This is a genomic window from Pseudahrensia aquimaris (assembly GCF_042676045.1).
GTDB classification, from domain to species: domain Bacteria; phylum Pseudomonadota; class Alphaproteobacteria; order Rhizobiales; family Rhizobiaceae; genus Pseudahrensia; species Pseudahrensia aquimaris.
Genome location: NZ_JBHTJV010000003.1, coordinates 285591 through 301355, shown reverse-complemented (window position 1 = coordinate 301355; position 15765 = coordinate 285591). Strand labels below are relative to the sequence as shown.

Annotated in this window: 19 protein-coding genes; 12 read left to right on the top strand and 7 right to left on the bottom strand. The window is 57.4% G+C overall.

The annotated features are described in order from the left end of the window. Positions 1-72 precede the first annotated feature (72 nt). Positions 73-468 carry a DNA-directed RNA polymerase subunit omega gene (gene rpoZ / locus ACFQ14_RS04990; RefSeq protein ID WP_377211603.1) on the bottom strand — a complete coding sequence of 132 codons (396 nt, stop codon included), beginning with the start codon at positions 466-468 and terminating at the stop codon, positions 73-75. Between the two features lie 281 nt (positions 469-749). On the opposite strand from rpoZ, the gene ACFQ14_RS04985 reads away from it, so the two are divergent. The 7 genes from ACFQ14_RS04985 (at position 750) to ACFQ14_RS04955 (ending at position 5864) form a co-directional block, all read left to right on the top strand. Beyond that, positions 750-1322 (top strand): LabA-like NYN domain-containing protein, encoded by a 573-nt coding sequence (locus ACFQ14_RS04985; protein ID WP_377211602.1) that lies wholly within the window; start codon positions 750-752, stop codon positions 1320-1322. Between the two features lie 9 nt (positions 1323-1331). Then, the gene (locus ACFQ14_RS04980) at positions 1332-1988 is read left to right on the top strand and encodes a uracil-DNA glycosylase (RefSeq protein WP_377211601.1); all 657 of its coding nucleotides are present in this window, start codon (positions 1332-1334) and stop codon (positions 1986-1988) included. Positions 1989-2099: 111 nt separating this feature from the next. Then, on the top strand, positions 2100-2840 hold the full coding sequence (gene lepB / locus ACFQ14_RS04975) for a signal peptidase I (protein WP_377211600.1): 741 nt from the start codon (positions 2100-2102) through the stop codon (positions 2838-2840). Positions 2841-2843: 3 nt separating this feature from the next. Next, positions 2844-3593, top strand: a complete 750-nt coding sequence (gene rnc / locus ACFQ14_RS04970; RefSeq protein ID WP_377211599.1) for a ribonuclease III — start codon at positions 2844-2846, stop codon at positions 3591-3593. 10 nt (positions 3594-3603) lie between these two features. Then, on the top strand, positions 3604-4584 hold the full coding sequence (gene era, locus ACFQ14_RS04965) for a GTPase Era (RefSeq protein WP_377211598.1): 981 nt from the start codon (positions 3604-3606) through the stop codon (positions 4582-4584). A 17-nt stretch (positions 4585-4601) separates the two neighbouring features. Then, positions 4602-5366 (top strand): DNA repair protein RecO, encoded by a 765-nt coding sequence (gene recO, locus ACFQ14_RS04960; protein ID WP_377211597.1) that lies wholly within the window; start codon positions 4602-4604, stop codon positions 5364-5366. Continuing rightward, positions 5367-5864 (top strand): PaaI family thioesterase, encoded by a 498-nt coding sequence (locus tag ACFQ14_RS04955; protein ID WP_377211596.1) that lies wholly within the window; start codon positions 5367-5369, stop codon positions 5862-5864. Here the strand turns inward: ACFQ14_RS04955 and ACFQ14_RS04950 are convergent. Continuing rightward, positions 5848-6378 (bottom strand): hypothetical protein, encoded by a 531-nt coding sequence (locus ACFQ14_RS04950; protein WP_377211595.1) that lies wholly within the window; start codon positions 6376-6378, stop codon positions 5848-5850. The genes ACFQ14_RS04955 and ACFQ14_RS04950 overlap by 17 nt on opposite strands. 64 nt (positions 6379-6442) lie before the next feature. Further along, complete coding sequence (locus ACFQ14_RS04945) at positions 6443-7669, bottom strand: MFS transporter (RefSeq protein WP_377211594.1); 1227 nt, start codon at positions 7667-7669, stop codon at positions 6443-6445. 97 nt (positions 7670-7766) lie between these two features. Here ACFQ14_RS04945 and ACFQ14_RS04940 point away from each other — a divergent pair, with 97 nt between their 5' ends. The 5 genes from ACFQ14_RS04940 (at position 7767) to ACFQ14_RS04920 (ending at position 12775) form a co-directional block, all read left to right on the top strand. After that, complete coding sequence (locus ACFQ14_RS04940; RefSeq protein ID WP_377211593.1) at positions 7767-8534, top strand: 2-keto-4-pentenoate hydratase; 768 nt, start codon at positions 7767-7769, stop codon at positions 8532-8534. Between the two features lie 174 nt (positions 8535-8708). Beyond that, positions 8709-9785 (top strand): quinolinate synthase NadA, encoded by a 1077-nt coding sequence (gene nadA, locus ACFQ14_RS04935; RefSeq protein ID WP_377211592.1) that lies wholly within the window; start codon positions 8709-8711, stop codon positions 9783-9785. A gap of 22 nt (positions 9786-9807) precedes the next feature. Continuing rightward, positions 9808-11424: an L-aspartate oxidase gene (locus ACFQ14_RS04930; RefSeq protein WP_377211591.1), complete on the top strand. Its 1617-nt coding sequence runs from the start codon at positions 9808-9810 to the stop codon at positions 11422-11424. A gap of 3 nt (positions 11425-11427) precedes the next feature. Then, the gene (gene nadC, locus ACFQ14_RS04925; protein ID WP_377211590.1) at positions 11428-12297 is read left to right on the top strand and encodes a carboxylating nicotinate-nucleotide diphosphorylase; all 870 of its coding nucleotides are present in this window, start codon (positions 11428-11430) and stop codon (positions 12295-12297) included. A 109-nt stretch (positions 12298-12406) separates the two neighbouring features. Next, complete coding sequence (locus tag ACFQ14_RS04920; RefSeq protein ID WP_377211589.1) at positions 12407-12775, top strand: PilZ domain-containing protein; 369 nt, start codon at positions 12407-12409, stop codon at positions 12773-12775. Positions 12776-12787: 12 nt separating this feature from the next. Here ACFQ14_RS04920 and ACFQ14_RS04915 read toward each other — a convergent pair whose 3' ends face one another. The 4 genes from ACFQ14_RS04915 to ygfZ are packed head-to-tail and all read right to left on the bottom strand — an operon-like array spanning position 12788 to position 15733. Continuing rightward, entirely contained in the window at positions 12788-13777 is a 990-nt protein-coding gene (locus tag ACFQ14_RS04915) for an NUDIX hydrolase (protein WP_377211588.1), read from the bottom strand. After that, on the bottom strand, positions 13774-14322 hold the full coding sequence (locus tag ACFQ14_RS04910; protein WP_377211587.1) for a tyrosine phosphatase family protein: 549 nt from the start codon (positions 14320-14322) through the stop codon (positions 13774-13776). Before ACFQ14_RS04910 ends, ACFQ14_RS04915 begins: the two co-directional genes overlap by 4 nt. Next, positions 14319-14915, bottom strand: a complete 597-nt coding sequence (locus ACFQ14_RS04905) for a YfbR-like 5'-deoxynucleotidase (RefSeq protein ID WP_377211586.1) — start codon at positions 14913-14915, stop codon at positions 14319-14321. The genes ACFQ14_RS04910 and ACFQ14_RS04905 overlap by 4 nt, the downstream gene beginning before the upstream one ends. After that, positions 14915-15733, bottom strand: a complete 819-nt coding sequence (gene ygfZ / locus ACFQ14_RS04900) for a CAF17-like 4Fe-4S cluster assembly/insertion protein YgfZ (protein WP_377211585.1) — start codon at positions 15731-15733, stop codon at positions 14915-14917. The genes ACFQ14_RS04905 and ygfZ overlap by 1 nt, the downstream gene beginning before the upstream one ends. Positions 15734-15765: the final 32 nt, after the last annotated feature.

Genomic DNA, 15765 nt, shown 5'->3' with positions numbered 1-15765 from the left:
CGCATAAACACGAAAAAGGCCGGTTCATTCACAAGAACCGGCCTTCAAAACTTATTCTATACCGCTCGGGCTCTAAAAATCGTCGGTCTTTTCCGGTGGCACCAAGCCTTGAATACCGCTGAGCAATTCGTCTTCCGACAGGTTGTCGAAAGTGATTTGTGCGGGCGCCTCGGCTGGTGCGTCAGCATCTGCTGCATCGGCAACGTCTGCTGCTTCCATAACGTCTTCCGGCTCGTCCACTTCAACATGCTTCTGCAGCGAATGGATCAGATCTTCTTTCAGATCGCCGGGCGACAATTGTTCGTCCGCGATTTCGCGCAGCGCAACAACAGGGTTCTTGTCGTTGTCGCGATCAACGGAAATTTGGCCACCGGCCGAAATCTGACGCGAGCGGTGGGCGGAGAGGAGGACGAGTTCGAAACGATTTGGCACCTTGTCGATGCAATCTTCCACGGTAACGCGGGCCATGAGAGGCTCCTGAAATGCTGTTGCGGGGAGGGGTGTCTGTATTTGTTGGAGTGCTACGCAACCTTTGCGGCAATTTCAAGTTATTTCCACTCTTTAGCCGCAAAGCGGATCTAGGAGTGAAGGCGGGGCAGTGCGGCATAGCCGCCTGTGGCGCTTGTTCTCAAGGCAAATTGAATTGCACTTGATTACATTATCTCCGAAACCGCCACTGGCTGCGGCCTTATATTTCAACTGTTTATTGGACGCCCATTCGCCGGTGTGGGCAACTTGCGAGACATACTATGTTCGACGAACGCGAAAAAATTGTTTTGATGATTGATGGCGCAAACCTCTACGCCACTTCGAAAGCCTTGGGCTTTGACATCGATTACAAAGAATTGCTCACCCATTTCAAAAAGCGCGGCTACATGCTGCGCGCCTACTATTACACCGCACTAATTGAAGATCAGGAATATTCTTCAATACGTCCGCTCATAGATTGGCTGGATTACAACGGTTACACCGTCATCACCAAACCCGCCAAAGAGTTCACCGACGCTGCCGGCCGTCGCAAGGTCAAAGGCAATATGGACATTGAACTCGCCATTGATGCGATGGATTTGGCTGAGACAGTCGATCACTTCGTTCTGTTTTCCGGCGATGGCGATTTCCGCTATCTGGTGGAACGCTTGCAGCGCCGTGGTCGAAAGGTGACCGTGGTGTCCACAACCGCCAGCCAGCCGCCAATGATTGCTGACGATCTGCGCCGTCAGGCTGATAATTTCCTCGATTTGCTGACGCTGGAGAAAGCTATTGGCCGCGATCCTGCTGATCGCCCGTCTGCATCAGGTGACAACGAGCGCTACGACGACTAAAAGCGCCGCATGACGCCAGCCTCAGAACCCAATCGAGATTGCCCGCTGTGCCCGCGCTTGCAGGAATTTCGTGACCACCATCGTGGCGCCAATCCAACATGGCACAACGCACCTGTTCCAAGCTGGTTTCCGCGCTCTGGATTGCTGGAGGATGTGCGGCTTCTGGTCATCGGCTTGGCCCCCGGTTTGAAAGGCGCAAACAAGACAGGACGGCCGTTCACCGGCGATTATGCGGGCGATCTGCTGTATGACACCCTCGTGAAATTTGGTTTTGCGCAGGGACGCTACGGTGCAGACCCTTCCGATAGCCTAAAACTCGTTGATTGCGGCATCACCAACGCGGTGCGTTGCGTGCCGCCGCAAAACAAGCCTGTTGGAGCCGAGATCAACGCTTGTCGCCCTTTCCTGCAAGCCACACTGGATAAACTGCCCAAGCTGGAAATTCTGGTCACGCTGGGCAAGATTTCCCACGATAGCACGGCGCGAGCGCTGGGGGAGCGGGTGGCGGCGGTGCCCTTCGGTCACGGTGTCGAGCATAAAATGGGCCGCTATACCGTTATCTCCAGCTATCATTGCTCACGCTACAACACCAATACAGGCCGCCTTACCGAGGCCATGTTTCACGATATCTTCCGCGCAGCGCGAGAGCGGCTGGACGCCTCATAACAGCGTATCGGCTAGCGGTTAGCTAAATCGGCCAAACCCCTTGCCCCCAAGGCCGTCCATCGCCATAAGCAAGCCCGTGACGCGGACGGGCGCATGAGACAGGAAAACACTTTGGCTACCACCGAAAAAGCGAAAGAAGGCGGCGCGATCCGCGAGACCATTTCGGTCGTCATTCAGGCGATCCTGCTGGCGGTTATCATCCGCTCTTTCATCGTCCAGCCGTTTTCCATTCCATCCGGCAGCATGAAACCAACTTTGCTTGTTGGCGACTACGTTTTCGTCTCCAAATGGAGCTACGGCTTCTCGCGCCATTCTTTGCCTTTCAGCCCACCAATCTTCTCGGGCCGCATCTTTGGCTCTGACCCAGAGCGGGGCGATGTCGTGGTGTTCAAATACCCACCCGATCCGTCGAAAGACTACATCAAGCGCGTCGTTGGTCTGCCCGGCGACAAGGTGCAATTGCGTGATAGCGTGGTGCTGGTGAACGGCCAACCCATTGAGCGGCTGCAAAACGGCATGTTCGAAGGAGACTTTCAGGGTCGCATCATCCAAACCCCGATCATTCAGGAGCGCATGGATAACGGCGCGATGTATGGAACTCTGGACGTTCAACCCGGCAGCAGCGGCGACAGCACGCCTGTATTCGAAGTGCCGGAAGGAAAGTATTTCTTTCTCGGCGACAACCGCGACAACTCTGCCGATAGCCGCTATGATGTAGGCCTCGTTCCAGCCGATCATCTGGTCGGCAAGGCGCGTTTCATCTTCCTGTCTATGGAAAACGGAACCCCCGCCTGGCACATCTGGAAATGGCCGAGCGACATGCGCTGGGGCCGATTGTTCGACGGACTATAGCTTTTGCAACGCGCCAAAAACGAACCCGACATTGCCCACCTAGCCGATCTGGAATCGCGCGTTGGCCATACATTCAACAGCCATGAGCGGCTGACCCGTGCGCTCACCCATGCCAGCGCCAGCAAGCGGGTTGGCGAGATTTCACACTACGAGCGGCTGGAATTTCTGGGCGACCGTGTTTTGGGCCTGTGCATCGCCGACATGCTGTTTGCAGCTTTTCCCAAAGCGCGTGAAGGCGAATTGGCGGTTCGGCTCAATTCCCTCGTCAGCGGAACGACATGCGCTGCGATTGCCGACGAAATCGGCCTGCACGATTTCATCAAGGCAGGTGCGGACGTCAAACAGCTGACCGGCAAGCGCATGAAGAGCGTGCGCGCCGATGTCGTGGAATCGCTCATCGCAGCCATCTATCTCGATGCCGGACTGGATGCTGCGCGGTCATTCGTGGCGCGTTTCTGGGGCGACCGGATACACCAAGCCGATGCCGCCAACCGCGACAGCAAGACCGCGCTTCAAGAGTGGGCGCATTCGAAAAACTTTCAAACACCCATCTATGAGATTTTTGAACGCGAAGGCCCGGACCATGACCCGACTTTCATCGTCAAAGTGACGGTCGGCGGCACCAAGGGAGCGCGGGGCAGGGGGCGCTCCAAACGCGCTGCGGAGCAAAAAGCGGCTGAGACAATCCTGTTGCGCGAAGGTGCATGGGTGAAAAAATCCGATGGAACAATAGAAGAGCGCACCAACAAATGAGCATCACATAATGGCCGAAGAAGAGCCTCGCGGCGTCGAACTCGATATCGAAGAATTTCTGGGAGGCGGTTCCAACCTCGCGCCATCGGTTCCTCTGGCAGAACAAAAGGCAGGCTTCGTCGCACTTATCGGTGCGCCCAATGCGGGCAAATCCACGCTAATCAATCAGCTTGTGGGAACCAAAGTCTCCATCGTCAGCCACAAGGTCCAAACCACCCGCACAACCGTGCGCGGCATCGTCATGCACAGCGGCTCGCAGATCATCTTTGTCGACACGCCCGGCATATTCCAGCCGCGCCGCAGGCTTGACCGCGCAATGGTGGATGCCGCGTGGGGCGGCGCGAAGGACGCTGATATTACCACGCTGCTCATCGACGCCGAGCGCGGCATCAAGGGCGACGCCGAGCGGATCTTGGAAGCGCTCAAAAACCGTCAGGGCACGCGCATTCTGCTGCTCAACAAGATCGACCGCGTTCGCTCCGACGAATTGCTGGCCCTCATCGCCAAGGCCAACGAAATCGTCGAATTCGACCACACGTTCATGGTTTCCGCGCTTAAAGGCACCGGCTGTAAGGACTATCTCGATTGCCTTGCCGAGTTGATGCCCCAAGGCCCATGGCTCTATCCGCCGGAACAAGTCTCCGATTTCCCCACCAAGATGATGGCGGCGGAAGTAACCCGCGAAAAGCTCTACCTTCGCCTCCACCAGGAATTGCCGTATTCCGCCCACGTGGAAACCGAAAGCTGGGAAGAGAAGAAAGACGGCAGCGTTCGCATCGGGCAGGTGATCTACATCCAGCGCGATGCCCACAAAAAGATCGTCATCGGCAAGAAGGGCGAGACGATCAAGGCCATCTCGCGCCAATCCCGCGCCGAGCTAAAAGAGCTGCTGGACCGCGATGTTCACCTGTTCCTGTTCGTCAAAGTGCGTGAAAACTGGATTGATGATCCTGAACGCTATCAGGAAATGGGCCTGCAATTTCCCAAATGATCGGCTAGAACCACGCCATGGAATGGACCGACGATGCTGTTGTTCTGGGCGTGAAGAAGCATGGCGAAACCAGCGTCATTGCCGAATTGATGACCCGCGAACGGGGCCGACACCTCGGCCTCGTGCAAGGCGGACGGTCGCGCACGCTGCGCCCGCTTTTGCAACCGGGCAATTCCGTCCGCGCCGTCTGGCGGGCGCGGCTGGAAGATCATCTGGGTCAATTCAAGCTGGAATCCACTGGCGCGCGCGCAGCGAAATTGATGGAGACGCCGCACGGCGTCTACGCACTGCAAACCATCGCCGCCCATCTGCGCCTGCTGCCCGAACGCGACGCGCATCCCGCGCTGTTCGCTATGCTGAACATTGTGCTCGACAATCTCACCGCACCCGATATCGCAGGCGAATTGTTCGTGCGTTTTGAACTGGCAATTCTCGATGAACTGGGTTTTGGCCTGGACCTGACGCAATGTGCAGCCACAGGCAGGCGGCGCGATCTTATCTACGTCTCGCCCAAATCCGGCCGCGCCGTCAACCGCGAGGCGGGCGCGCCCTACGCCGAACGCATGTTGCCGCTTCCACCGTTTCTATTGGTGGCCAATCCGCTGGAAGTTGAAAGCGCGTCTTTGGCCACAATTGAAGACGGATTTCGCTTGACCGGCTTCTTTCTCGACAGGCATGTCTTCGGCCCACGGGCGATAGATTGCCCGCCCGAACGCGATGGCCTCATTCGTGCTGTGCGGCGGGCGATGGAAAAAGAAGAACGGGAAGGGCCGACGCTTTAGATGGAAACTCTGGACGGAATAGATTTGCCCAAGGGCTTCGGCACGACCGACCCCGCAGAAATCGTGCAGCTGAACGGCCTGCAATACCTCCAAGGCATTATCGACGGCAACTTTCCCGCCCCTACGATTGGCCGCGCCCTGCAATTTCGGCTGCTGGAGGTGAGCGAAGGCGTGTGCGTCTTCACCGGCGTGCCAAGCGAAGACCACTTGAACCCGCTGGGCGTTGTTCACGGCGGTTACGCGGCGACCTTGCTGGATTCAGCGATGGCCTGCGCCGTACAAACGCTCTGCCCCGTTGGCTTCGCCAGCACGTCAATTGATCTCAAAGTGAACTTCGTGCGCCCTATCACGCCTCAAACTGGCCGCCTGTTCGCCCGCGCAAAGGTTGTCCATCCCGGCCGCCAGGTTGCCACCGCCGAAGGCCGCCTTGAAGACGAAAACGGCAAACTCTTCGCCCACGGCTCGCAAGCCTGTTCGGTGTTTAAACTTTCGGTGTGAGGCCGAGCGGTGGCTTTGGTGGCTCTTTGCGGTTTTTGAGTTCCTCGCAGGCTGCTTTGGACACATCTATTGCGGGCAGAGCCTGATCGTCGATCTGCACGGTGATTTGCAGCAGCGCGTCACCGATCAGCATTTCGTTGGCTTGCGCATAGTCGCAAAGGCGTTTTTGCTCTTTGCTGGACAGTTCAGCGGCGATTTTGGTGAAAGTGTCCGACGACAAGATGCCCTTGGCTTCGTCGGTTTCCGCCTCGGTTAGAACACGAAAGCCAATCGCCTTGCGCTGTGGGTCAATGCTTTCAAACGTGATCGTGCGGTCTTTGCCGACGATCTCTTCGCCGTTCGTATCGATGATATAACGGCCATAGGTGTTGAGCCAATCGGCCTGTTCCTGTGCGGTCGCGTTTGCATAGTCGAAGTTTTCATCAGGTGCGGTTGGTCCGAAAGAAACGGCCATGCCCAAAACTGCAAGCCCGAGGACGCCCGCAAACGCGCCGCCAATAATTGTGTTGTTCATGCTCGACCATCCCAAAAGATCGGTTGTGTGGCCGCACGCTAAGCTGAAATCATTTGAGATTGCGTTAAGCTGTTGCTGTTCCTTGGGCTGTTCTGTCTACCGGCGCTTCACGGATCGGCCAGTGAACGGCGGCTGCAAACAGGCCGAGCGCAACGCCAAGCCACCAAACGGTGTCATAGCTGCCCGTAAGATCGCGCAGATAGCCGCCATAATAAACGCCGAGGAACGAGCCGATCTGGTGGGAGAAGAAAACGATCCCGCCCAACATTCCCAAATGCCGCGTGCCGAACATGATAGCGACCAGCGCGTTGGTGGGCGCAACGGTGGAAAGCCACAAAAGGCCCATCACGATGGAAAAGATGATCACCGAAGTCGGCGTTTGCGGTAGCAGCAGAAACAGCGTTACCGCAATCGATCTTCCGACATAGAGCAGGGCGAGGAAGTAAGGCTTTGAATATTTCTGCCCGATCACACCGGAAGCGAGCGAGCCGAAAATGTTGAACAGTCCGATCAAAGCGATGGCCCAAACCGCATAGATCGGCGCCATGCCGATGTCCGCGATGTATTTGGGAAAGTGCGCCGTGATGAAAGCCACCTGAAAGCCGCAGACGAAGAAGCCTGTGATGAGCAGGAGATAGGATTTGTGCCGCATCGCTTCGGAAAGCGCCTCGCCAATGGTCTGCTCGATGGCATCTTGCGTCATCCGCGCGTCCTTTGCGCTGCCATAGAGTGGGATGGCGAGGACGGGGATGATCAGCATCATGATCGACATATAGACGAGCCCATTTGACCAGCCGAAATTCTCAATCAAGGCGGCAGAGAGAGGCGAAAACAGGAACATGCCCGCGCTGCCCGCTGCTGTACCCATTCCGAAGACGAAGGAACGCTTTTCAGGCTCCACATTGCGGGCGAAGACTGAAAGGATGATGCCGAACGAGCCAGCCGCCACGCCAAGCCCCACCATCACGCCGCCCCCGATATGCAGCCAGATCGGCGCGTCTGCGGTGCCCATCAGATAAAGCCCAACCGCGTAGATGATCCCGCCGGCAGCCAGCGACTTATACGCGCCGAAACGGTCCGCCAAAGCGCCGAAGATCGGTTGACCTAGACCCCAAGCGAGGTTTTGGATGGCAATCGCCAGCCCGAAAGTCGTGCTGCCCCAGCCTTTGTCTTGCAGGATTGGCTCCTGAAAGAACCCCATCGCGGAGCGCGGCCCGAAGGCCAGCAGCGCAATGGCGCAGCCGCAAGCGATGATGAGAGGAACGGGCGGCTGCCAGCGGGTTTCGGTCATAAGGCGTGATTCTTGGGGTCAATTGACGGACAGAGACTGTCCCAAAGGCTCAATTGTGCCTAGAAGGGCGCAAATGGCAACCATCAAGAGTATCTCCATGAACAGTTCCGAATTCGCCACCGCAATCGCCGAAGCCCGCCGTACGGGCGTTCAAGCCCATGTCGAATTGCCTGACCCAAAGCCCACAATGGCGCAGGCGCTGGAGCATCAGAAGGCCGTGGTTGCGGCTTTCGGCTCGCCGCACATTGGTTGGAAAGTCGGCGCGACGAATGACGGCGCACAAAAAGCCTTCGGCCTCGATGGCCCGTTTTATGGCCCGATGGTGGAAGCAAGCCTGGTGGAAGAGGGCGGCGCAATCGCAGCCCGCCCGACCGTGATGGCAGTCGAGCCGGAATACGCGTTCAAAATGGCCCGCGACTATCCCGCTGCAGGTGAAGCGATCAACGAGGAAACCGCCGCCGATGCGGTCGCCTCATGCCACATCGCGCTGGAGGTCATTGGCCGCTGCGTCGGCAGCGAGAGCTTTCAAAACGGCATCGGCCTGACAGTCGATTTCGCGGGCAATTCGGCCTTTATCGTCGGCAGCGAAATCAAGGATTGGCAAAACGCCGATCTTGTCTCGGCACCTGTGCAAGGCATGAGCGATGGCGAGACTGTGCAGGAAGGCTCCGGCGCAAACGTCATGGGTGCGCCGCTCACTTCGCTGGTATGGATGGCAAAAGCGCTGGCCGATCAGGGATCAAGCCTGAAAGCGGGGGAGTGGGTCTCCACCGGCACATGCACAGCGCCGGTTCCTGCCAAAGCTGGCACTACAGTCTCGGCATCGTTCGGTGATTTCGGCACGGTTAGCGTCAAATTCACATAGAAGCGAACAAACGCGACAAAGAGGCGGGCCATCTTGTGATCGGCCCGCCTCTCGGCTAGCTTCGCCCTCAATATCCGTCCGGTTCAGCCGGACTTGTTTTAGACCTCCATTATACTCATATGGAGTATAATGGAGGGGCCGCGAGACAATCGGCCTGAAGGAAAGGAGAGCACCATGACGCTCGAAACATCCCAAACCAAGCAAGCTGCGGTTAAAGTGGCCTCAGGCCACACATACGAGCGCCTGCCCATGCCCGATTTGACCTTCACCAAGGAAATCGCCGAGGCAACCGCGCCGCTTTACGAGAAGGTGAAGCACCACATCCCTGAGATCGAATGGCCCGTCCACGCGCCTTACGTTTACTGGATTAACAAGCTGAAAAAAGAGCGCGACGCGACCATCCTCGCGCACAATTACCAGACGCCGGAAATCTACCATTGCGTCTCCGATATCGCAGGCGATTCGCTGCAATTGGCGATGGAAGCCACCCGCGTGAAAGAGCAGGTCATCATCCAGTGCGGCGTGCACTTCATGGCGGAAACGTCAAAGCTGCTGAACCCGGACAAAACCGTGCTCATTCCTGACATGCGGGCCGGTTGTTCGCTGGCGGAATCCATCACCGGCGAAGACGTGCGTCTGCTGCGCGAAGCTAATCCCGGCGTGCCCATCGTCACCTATGTGAACACGTCCGCAGACGTAAAGGCCGAAAGCGACATTTGCTGCACATCTTCCAACGCCGTCGCCGTCGTGGAAAGCTTCGGTGTCGACACGGTGCTGCTGATCCCGGACGAATATCTCGCCCAGAACGTTGCCAAAGAAACGGACGTGAAAATCCTCACTTGGAAGGGCCATTGCGAGGTTCACGAGCGGTTCACCGCGGAAGAGCTGCTTGCTTACCGCGAGGCCGACCCTGAAATCCAAATCATCGCCCACCCCGAATGCCCCACGGAAGTGACCGCCATTGCCGATTTTACGGGCTCGACCAAAGGCATGATCGATTACGCGGTGGGCCAAAAACCCGGCGCGAAAGTGCTGCTGGTGACGGAGTGCTCCATGGCCTCGAATATTCAGGAACAAGCGCCCGGCGTCGAATTCATCAAGCCGTGCAACCTGTGCCCCCACATGAAGCGCATCACGCTGCCACGCATCCTCGACAGCCTGCTGGAGATGAAAGAGGAAGTGCTGGTCGACCCGACAATGGCCGCCAAAGCCCGCCAAGCGGTCGAGCGCATGGTGAATTTGAAGAACTAATCTGACAAAGAAAGCGCCGCTCATGGCCGATCAACTCTCTTTCCTGCGTCCCGTCGATTGGGACGGCAACGACGATGTTGTGATCATCGGTGGTGGTCTGGCCGGGCTGTTTTGTGCGTTGAAACTAGCGCCGCGGTCGGTCACCGTTCTGACGTCCGCTTCGCTAGGGCGTGGGGCATCGTCCGCTTGGGCGCAGGCTGGTATTGCGGCGGCTGTTTCCGAGGGCGACACGGTGGACAAACACGTCGCCGACACGTTGGAAGCTGGCGCGGGCATAGTGGATGAAAAGATCGCACGGCTCATGGCGTCTCAAGCCGCAGATCGCATCACCGACCTGCTGGAATTCGGCGTGCCGTTTGACCGTGATCTTCAGGGCAAACTCGCCGTCTCGCGCGAAGCGGCTCATTCAGAAAACCGCATCGTGCGCGTTAAAGGCGATATGGCGGGTCGTGCGATCATGGAAGCGCTGGTTGCTGCTGTCCGCAAAACGCCGTCGATCAGGGTGCTTGAAGGCTATGTCGTGCAAGACATTGAAACCGACGGCAAGCATGTCAGCGGCGTGGTAGCGCGTGATGATGCGGGAAGGGGAGCCAACAAAATCCATCTGCCAACCCGCGCCGTTGTCATGGCTGCAGGCGGCATCGGCCACCTTTACGCTCGCACCACAAACCCCGTTGAAGCCCGTGGTGGAGGCATCGGTATGGCCGCTCGCGCTGGTGCTACACTGGCAGACATGGAATTTGTCCAATTCCACCCCACCGCCATCGACGTCGACAAAGACCCGTCACCGCTGGCCACCGAGGCTCTTCGCGGCCACGGCTGCCACCTGCTGAACAAAAACGGCGAGCGATTCATGGTGCCGTTGCACGAAGACGCGGAACTTGCGCCCCGCGATATCGTTGCACGCGGGATAGCCGCCGAAATACGTGCAGGACGCGGCGCTTTTCTCGATTGCCGGACCGCCATAGGCAACCATTTCGCGGAGGAATTTCCTACTGTTTACGGCTATTGCCAAGATGCTGGCATTGACCCGGCCAAAGACCTGATCCCCGTGGTTCCCGCAGCCCATTATTTCATGGGCGGCATTCTGACAGACGCAAGCGGCCGCTCAACGTTGGATGGCCTATGGGCCTGCGGTGAAGTCACTTCCACCGGTGCCCATGGCGCAAACCGTCTGGCATCGAATTCGCTTCTGGAAGCCGTTGTGTTCGCTGCCCGCATTGCCGAAGACATTCAAAATCTGATGCCGGCCCCGCGCCGGGGCGACGGCAGCACAGACCCGTCCGCTATGGAAGAAGACATAGAGACGGATGAAGATTCCGAACAAATGACCCTGCTGCGCCGCACGATGAGCGCTGAATTCGGCGTCGTTCGAACGCCCGACGGCATGTTGAATGGCTTGCGGACCATCGTGGACCTTGAACAAGCCAACACCAAGCAACGGTTTGAAAACAGTCTGATCACAGCAAAGATGATTGCTGTCTCCGCCATAACCCGCATGGAAAGCCGGGGTGGTCATTTCCGCTCTGATATCCCTCACGAAGTGCCTGAACTCGCCAAACGATCTTTCATCACTCGCAAACAAGCGGACTTGCTGGCTCAGCAATTGCTGGCGGGCAAAACCGCAAAGGCGGTCTGACCAATGGCAAAAAAACCGCACCCGCCAACTCTGTCGCCTATTATGATCCGCGATGCGGTCCACGCCGCCCTGCGCGAAGACCTCGGTCTCGCGGGAGACGTGACCAGCGATGCGACCATACCTGCATCGGCAAAGGCGAAAGCCGTTATGAACAGCCGCGAAGCTGGCACCATTTCCGGCCTTGCCATCGCTGCTTGCGCCTTCGAGGCGATGGATGAAGGTATTAAATTCAAGGCCTTGGTGAAGGACGGCGACCGCGTGAAAGCGGGGCAGGACATTGCTACGATATCGGGCCCAGCACGTGCAATTTTAAGCGCCGAGCGGGTGGCACTGAACTTCCTTTGTCACCTTTCGGGTATCGCCACTTACACAAGCCAGTTTGCAGACCGCATTGCTCACACAAAGGCACAGGTATGCTGCACTCGAAAAACCATCCCCGGCCTGCGGGCTTTTGAGAAATATGCCGTTAAATGCGGGGGAGGCTCAAACCACCGCTACGGACTGGATGACGCAATCCTGATCAAAGACAACCACATCGCTGTTGCTGGCAGCGTCAAAAAAGCCATCGAAGCGGCCCGCGCTTTTGCTGGTCATTTGGTGTCAGTGGAGGTGGAAGTGGACACGCTGGCCCAATTGGAGGAAGCGCTTAAGAGTTCACCTGATGTTGTAATGCTTGACAATATGTCTTTGAAAAATCTTGAGAAAGGTGTTAGGATTGTTGATGGAAGGATTCCCATCGAAGCATCCGGCAACGTCAACATCGATACAATCGGCGCCATTGCGGAAGCCGGTGTGGACTACATATCAACCAGTAAGATCACGATGAGCGCCCCAACGCTCGATCTGGGCCTCGATATTCAGATAAAGTCCTGATCTGACACAAAATTTCGGGTGTGGTGTGATAAATTGCAACCAAACCTGCAACACAAAATTTACGACTTCCGGTTATATTCGACACAATCCACGGATGGGTATTGTGAAAATGACCGAAGAAACTGCGAAAATGCCATCAGACGAAGAGCTGACACCGGGCGAGCGGGAACGCCGCCAACGCGTGCTGAAGAAGGGCGTCGTCAGCTATAATGACGGCGCGATTTCGAGCGAAGTAATGGTGCGCGATTTCTCGTCTCAAGGCGTGAAAATCAAGATGACCAACGATGTTCCGATTCCGGATCACTTCACCCTCGATATTCCAATGGACGGCATTCGCATTGAGTGCGAAGTGCGTTGGCGCGAGCGTGATACGTTGGGTGTGCGGTTTATCTCCAAGCCCACCATACGAAGCGAACCACACCGTGCGCAATTGAAGGCCACCGGCATTCCGCAAACTCTGCGCAGACGCCCCACCTAACGCCGGTCGTTTTCAGATAGACGATCCAACGCGCAGTCCTGGCACAGGCCGTTCGCGTGTCACCGAGCGGCGGAAGCGGAAATAAGCCGCTGGCCTGCCGCCCGTTCGCGATGTGGTCGCGCCGGTGGCTTCTACCAGTCCTGCCTTATCCACCATGCGTCGAAAATTTTGTTTGTGAAGGCGACGGCCCGACAAGGCCTCGACGGTTTGCTGCAATTCGGTCAGCGTGAATTGCTCAGCCAACAGCTCAAAGACGACCGGCCGATATTTTAGCTTGCCCCGTAGGCGGGCCATAGCCGTTGCCAAAATGCGCCGATGGTCGTGCAGCATGGCGCGCCCCAAAGCCGTGGGCAGGGCAAGGGTATCACTGTGACCGTCGGCGACGGACTCTTGCACCAACGCAGCCTCATAGGCCAATTCGTAGCGCTCCAACACGCGCTCTTCGTCCCAGTTTTTCAAATCAACTTCTTTGTTGTGGTGTAACTCGCAGCCAAACGCCAGCTGCACGCGGCCAGACCGCGCTGCCTTGAGCGCAGAGTTTTCGCCCGTAGCATCAATCCAGCGCCGCAGGGCAGGCAAAATGACTTCACGCAGCATGGACGGCTCGCCTTCGCGCCAATCTTCCCAGGGGAAGTGCGCATACCATGAAGTCCAGTTTTGCCCCTGGTTTCCGCTCTTCTTGCGAACCAGCGCAAGATAGCCGACCGAGACCAAATGTGTGCGCCCGCCGCCTTCAGCGCGCATACGGCGGCGGTCTCCGAACGTGTAGAGCTGTTCCACATAACCAAGAGGCAGCAGCGTTTGTTCGCCAACCCAACGGCGCAAACCTGCCTCCATCGTTGGGTTTTGGTCTGGATCGAAAGGCCCGAAAGGCAGCGCAGGCAAAGCGGCCTCGTTACCCTCCGGACTGTTGATCAAAACCAGTGGTGTGCGCTCTTCCACGGCAACAACTGCCGCATGAAGCCCAATTTCAATGCGTGGCGAACGTTCGTCCATCGTCATGCCGTGGCCGTGTTGGCCGAAGAGGGGGTAGCGATTGCCGGGAGATCAAGATGGAAAGGCGTTCCCAAAAAGGCATCTGACCCGCGCCCAATTGCGCTCACCGCTGTCACCAACTCTCCGCCGAGACCAAGTGTTTCGTCAGCTAGCGATATCATCCGCGGGTTAGGCGTCGCGCTGGGCGCGGTGTTGCGTAAGGTGCGGGCGAGGATCTGCGCATCCAAGCCACCATTTAACGCAAGGGCGGCAATCAAGGCAGACGCCGTGGATCGGGAAATACCCATCCAGCACTGAAAAACGATGGCAGGAGCCAGATGCCACGCGCGCACAGTCTGAATCAACTGATCGATTTGCTCCGGCCTTGCCATGACAAGATCATCGCGCGGCTCCGCAATATCGTGAAATTCCAGCGACAAAAAACCATCATCAGCGCTGGCAGGTCGTTCAATGCCTTTTCCCGGTGCCGCAAGCGTCACCAAATGCCGAGCGCCAGATCGGGCCATCGTTTCTTCAAGGTGGTCCAGCGGACAAACATAAAGCAAGGTCACGCGGCTGCTCCTGCCATTACGGCCTGAACACGATCCAAATACATGGCCTGCGCTTCCAAAGTAGGCAGTGGCTTGAGGTCCAGCGCTTCGGGCGCAAGCCCTGAGGGTCGTTCGAAATACTTTTCAGCCTCGCTTTCGCTGAAGCCGGCCAGATGTGTCGCCTCAAACCAAGCTACCATGCGATCGGCACGCTTGATGGTCTTTTTCAGCTTGTCTGAAGGTTCCGCAGCAAGGCCACTGCGCAGATGAATTGCAGCTTGTAAGCGTGCCTCAACCGTTTTGTAGGCATCGCCGATCATCGCTTTAAAGGGCGAGATCATGTCGCCAATCACATATTCGGGCGCATCGTGCAGCAGCGCATAAAGCCGTTGCTCGGTGGTTGCGCTGCCGAGCAAGTGAACCGTAACGTCCTCCACCAGCCACGAATGTTGCGCGACTGAAAAGGCGTGGTCGCCAACCGTCTGGCCGTTCCACCGCGCCACGCGGGCGAGGCCGTGTGCAATGTCCTCAAATTCGATATCAAGCGGTGAAGGGTCCAGCAGGTCCAGCCTGCGCCCCGACAACATGCGCTGCCATGCCCTTGGCTGCGCCATCACGAACCCCAGCCAAAAGTGGCGAATTCCGGCAATTCGAGTGTGACCGGCGCATCTTCAGCGGTGATAGGCTCGCCCGCATCCAGCGCCTTGCCGACCTTGTCGACGCGCACCAGCGCCAAACCGTCTTTGCCCACCGCACTGCCCATCGTCCCAATGCGTTTTTCGGCGGCAATCAGTGCAACGCCCTTTTGCGGCAAGTCGGTCCCGCTTTTCACTTTGACGAAGCGATTGCGGGCGCTGTCGCGGTGTTTCATGCGGGAGACGACTTCTTGTCCGACATAGCAGCCTTTGGAAAAATCCACGCCGCCACCTACAAATTGATCCATGAGCGTATCGTGGGCGAAAACATCGCCCAGATCAAAATCCACGCCGGAAAGCGGAATTCCGACATGCAGGCGGTGCCGATTCCAGTCTTCGATTGTTGAATTTGTCTCGTGAGAGGCCGAATAGGCTCGCGTGCCCATTTCCGGCCGCCGGCCGTCTGTGCCGCCTACGTCGTCACCCCAAAGGGCATAAACCTGCCGATCATCGTCCGGTTCAATGTCTACAGCAGCACGCAACTTGTAGAATTTCAGCCGCTTCATCACATCATCGCGTGCGCCGCTTGCCACATCAAATAAAAAACCATCGGCTTCGCGCATGATGTGGAAGTCGAACAGAACTTTGCCTTGCGGCGTCAGCAGGCCACCGAAAGTTACGTCGCCCTCGCGCAATTTAACGACGTCGCACGTCACCAGATTGTGCAGAAAGTCGACGCTGTCTGCGCCTGACAATCGGAATAGGCTGCGATCGAAAAGATTGGCTGAATGGCTCATGCGGGCGGGCTTTGCGATTCTCTGTTGAATTG

Excerpts from the sequence above, each read along its gene's own strand:
- rpoZ (WP_377211603.1), bottom strand. The coding sequence starts at position 468 with ATGGCCCGCGTTACCGTGGAAGATTGCATCGACAAGGTGCCAAATCGT.
- ACFQ14_RS04920 (WP_377211589.1), top strand. The coding sequence starts at position 12,407 with ATGACCGAAGAAACTGCGAAAATGCCATCAGACGAAGAGCTGACACCG.
- ACFQ14_RS04945 (WP_377211594.1), bottom strand. The coding sequence starts at position 7,669 with ATGACCGAAACCCGCTGGCAGCCGCCCGTTCCTCTCATCATCGCTTGC.
- era (WP_377211598.1), top strand. The coding sequence starts at position 3,604 with ATGGCCGAAGAAGAGCCTCGCGGCGTCGAACTCGATATCGAAGAATTT.
- ACFQ14_RS04950 (WP_377211595.1), bottom strand. The coding sequence starts at position 6,378 with ATGAACAACACAATTATTGGCGGCGCGTTTGCGGGCGTCCTCGGGCTT.
- ygfZ (WP_377211585.1), bottom strand. The coding sequence starts at position 15,733 with ATGAGCCATTCAGCCAATCTTTTCGATCGCAGCCTATTCCGATTGTCA.
- ACFQ14_RS04980 (WP_377211601.1), top strand. The coding sequence starts at position 1,332 with ATGACGCCAGCCTCAGAACCCAATCGAGATTGCCCGCTGTGCCCGCGC.
- recO (WP_377211597.1), top strand. The coding sequence starts at position 4,602 with ATGGAATGGACCGACGATGCTGTTGTTCTGGGCGTGAAGAAGCATGGC.
- nadC (WP_377211590.1), top strand. The coding sequence starts at position 11,428 with ATGGCAAAAAAACCGCACCCGCCAACTCTGTCGCCTATTATGATCCGC.
- ACFQ14_RS04985 (WP_377211602.1), top strand. The coding sequence starts at position 750 with ATGTTCGACGAACGCGAAAAAATTGTTTTGATGATTGATGGCGCAAAC.
- ACFQ14_RS04955 (WP_377211596.1), top strand. The coding sequence starts at position 5,367 with ATGGAAACTCTGGACGGAATAGATTTGCCCAAGGGCTTCGGCACGACC.
- ACFQ14_RS04915 (WP_377211588.1), bottom strand. The coding sequence starts at position 13,777 with ATGACGATGGACGAACGTTCGCCACGCATTGAAATTGGGCTTCATGCG.
- nadA (WP_377211592.1), top strand. The coding sequence starts at position 8,709 with ATGACGCTCGAAACATCCCAAACCAAGCAAGCTGCGGTTAAAGTGGCC.
- ACFQ14_RS04940 (WP_377211593.1), top strand. The coding sequence starts at position 7,767 with ATGAACAGTTCCGAATTCGCCACCGCAATCGCCGAAGCCCGCCGTACG.
- ACFQ14_RS04905 (WP_377211586.1), bottom strand. The coding sequence starts at position 14,915 with ATGGCGCAGCCAAGGGCATGGCAGCGCATGTTGTCGGGGCGCAGGCTG.
- ACFQ14_RS04930 (WP_377211591.1), top strand. The coding sequence starts at position 9,808 with ATGGCCGATCAACTCTCTTTCCTGCGTCCCGTCGATTGGGACGGCAAC.